Raw genomic sequence first — 2621 nt, forward strand, 5'->3', positions numbered from 1 at the left:
ACTCCGGCGCGAGGGACCGTCGCGGCCCACGGCCTCCGTCCTGCGACCGGTTTCCCGTTCGCGCACCAGCCGGGTACGAGGCGCGCCCCGGATGATGCGACGGTGACCACCGGACGAGAGGGACGATCAATGGATACGCAGGGCACCGGACCTGGCGTCTACGACAAGTTCAACCGGTCCGAAGCGGATCTTCCCCCCGAGCAACGGGTACTGGGCCTGTTGTACGTCAAATGGATACTCGGCGCGGTGCGCGCGATCGTGGAGCTCGAGGTGCCGGACGCGCTGGCAGGCGGACCCCGGACCGTGGCCGAGATCGCGGCGGCGACCAACACCCGGCCCGATCCCCTCTACCGCATGCTGCGCGCCGTGGCAGCCACCGGCATCCTCACCGAGGGCGGCGACGGCCGGTTCGCCCTCACCCGGCTGTCGACAGGGCTGGCCTCCGGAGTGGACGGCGGCAGCCGCGACATGCTCCTGTTCGCCACCGACCCGATGTTCTGGCGCCCGTACGAGAACCTCGCCCACACCGCGCGTACCGGCGAGACGGCCTTTTCCGCCACGTTCGGCATGTCCTTCTACGACTACCTCAAGGCCAATCCGGACAGCGCGGCGCTGTTCAACCGCGCGATGGTGCAGAACCACTGGCCGCTCACCGATCAGCTCATCGCCGAGTTCGACTTCGGCCGGTTCCCCCGCATCGCGGACATCGGCGGCGGCAAGGGCCAGTTCCTGGCCCAGATCCTCCGCCTGCACCCGGGCAGCACGGGCGTGCTGGCCGACCAGCCGCACACCGTCGCCGAGGCCACCGAGGTCCTCGAGAAGGCCGGGGTCGCCGACCGGGTGACCGTCGTGCCGACCGACTTCTTCGTCGAGGTGCCCGCCGGCTGCGACGCCTACTTCGTCAAGCACACCCTGCACAACTGGGACGACGCGGAAGCCGAGCGAATCCTGCGCCGGATCCGGGAAGCCATCGGCGGCAACGACGCGGCCCGGCTCCTGATCCTCGACCAGGTGCTCCGCGGTCCCGGCGAATGGGACAACGGCAAGCTCATCGACGTCGAGGCCATGGCCGTCATCGGCGGCCGGGAGCGCAACCGCGAGGAGTGGCACCGCATCGCCTCGGCCGCCGGGTTCGCGCCGGTCACCGAGCCGAAGGAAGGCGACCTCGCGCTGCTCGAATACCGCCCCGTCTGATTGTCCTTTGTGGACTTCCGAGCGGTGAAGGGGTCCTTCGGTGCATTGGGCGCCAGGAAGGACCCCTTCAGGGCCTTCGCTGTACCTCGCACCACGGCCCCGCCGGCCAGCACCCGGTCGATCACGGCCAACCACCACCGACAGAACCTCATGGGGAAGGAATCAGCCACATGGCCGTTCGCGCAGCCGAATCCGTGCTGGTGAACTTCGTGAACTGGGAACAGGTCGGCCACGCGGTCGAGGCGGTGCACTGCTGCCTCGGCTACCACCGGGCCGACCCGTCCCGCAGAATCGGCATCGTGCTCAACGCGAACACCGCGACCGACATCGCCCATTGGTGCCCCTTCATCGACGAGGTGTACACAGTGGACGTCACGTCGAATCCCGGACCGGCCGCGCTGGCGCACATTCCGCGCGACTGGGACTGGGTGGTCGACGACGGGCGGAACTGGAGCAGCCACCGCGAAGCCTATCCGGAGCTGACCCGCTACTACGACTACGCGCGCGACCACTTCCGCACCACGGCCGGACATGTGGCCCACGACCTGTTCCAGATCGGCAAGGACCACAGCGAACCGGCCACCGGTGCACCGTCCTACCGGACCGGGAACCGGCTGAGCCTCGAACTACCCGCCGCGGCCCGATCCTGGGCCGAATCCGTGCTGCCCGGCACCGGGGGCGCGCCGACCATCGCCGTGCTGCCCGCGGGCAGCGACCTGCGCTGGCGGTACCCGTCGACGGATTCCTGGCGCCTGATCCTGAAGTCCCTGCAGACGCGGTTTCCCTCGGCACGGTTCTGCTTCGTCGGCAAACTCGCCGCGGACGAGCGCACCAGCACGGCGTTTTCCCGCCGGGAGTTCGACGCGCTGGCCGCTGTGGTCACCGAGGCGGTGTCGGCGGTGGACCGGCCGCTGGCCGAGCAGCTGGCCGCGATCGAGCGCTGCGACCTCCTCCTGTCCCCGCACAGCGGATACTCCTTCGCCGGGCTGGCCGTCGGCACGCCATGGCTCGTGCTCAGTGGCAACAAATGGTACGAGCACTACTTCAATCCCGGCGTGCCGTTCTACTCGGTCCTCCCCGACCTCGCCCGGTACCCGTGCTATGTGTGGCTGGGCAACGAGCCGGACCCGGTGGACGACGACGGCCCACGCTCCCCCAGCATGTGCGCCGAGCGCATCCGGGCCGATCTGCCCGAACTCCTCGACGCCGCGGGCCGGCTGATCGAGGGCACCTGGGACTTCCCGGCCGCGATGGCCGACCATTTCGCCCGGCTGTCCCGGATCTCCGGGGGACGCACCGACGTCGTGTTCACCTTCGACGACCTGCACACCGCCTACCTGCCCCACTAGCCCGGCGCGGCTTTGCCGGTGAACGGTGAAGGCCTCCTTCACAGCGGGGAGCGCGGGGTAGGGGGGCGTGACCCCGGT

Annotated in this window: 2 protein-coding genes; both read left to right on the forward strand. The window is 69.7% G+C overall.

The window, feature by feature from the left end; translation table 11 throughout:
* Positions 1-129: 129 nt before the first annotated feature.
* Positions 130-1194 (forward strand): methyltransferase, encoded by a 1065-nt coding sequence (locus tag ACFWY9_RS31590; RefSeq protein ID WP_378340589.1) that lies wholly within the window; start codon positions 130-132, stop codon positions 1192-1194.
* 170 nt (positions 1195-1364) lie between these two features.
* Positions 1365-2543, forward strand: coding sequence for a glycosyltransferase family 9 protein (locus ACFWY9_RS31595; protein ID WP_378329216.1), 1179 nt, complete (start codon positions 1365-1367; stop codon positions 2541-2543).
* Positions 2544-2621: the final 78 nt, after the last annotated feature.

Origin of the sequence: Amycolatopsis sp. NPDC059027 (genome assembly GCF_042739735.1) — a bacterium.
Classification (GTDB): domain Bacteria; phylum Actinomycetota; class Actinomycetes; order Mycobacteriales; family Pseudonocardiaceae; genus Amycolatopsis.

Coding starts and splice junctions, on each gene's coding strand:
- ACFWY9_RS31590 (WP_378340589.1), top strand. CDS start 130: ATGGATACGCAGGGCACCGGACCTGGCGTCTACGACAAGTTCAACCGG.
- ACFWY9_RS31595 (WP_378329216.1), top strand. CDS start 1,365: ATGGCCGTTCGCGCAGCCGAATCCGTGCTGGTGAACTTCGTGAACTGG.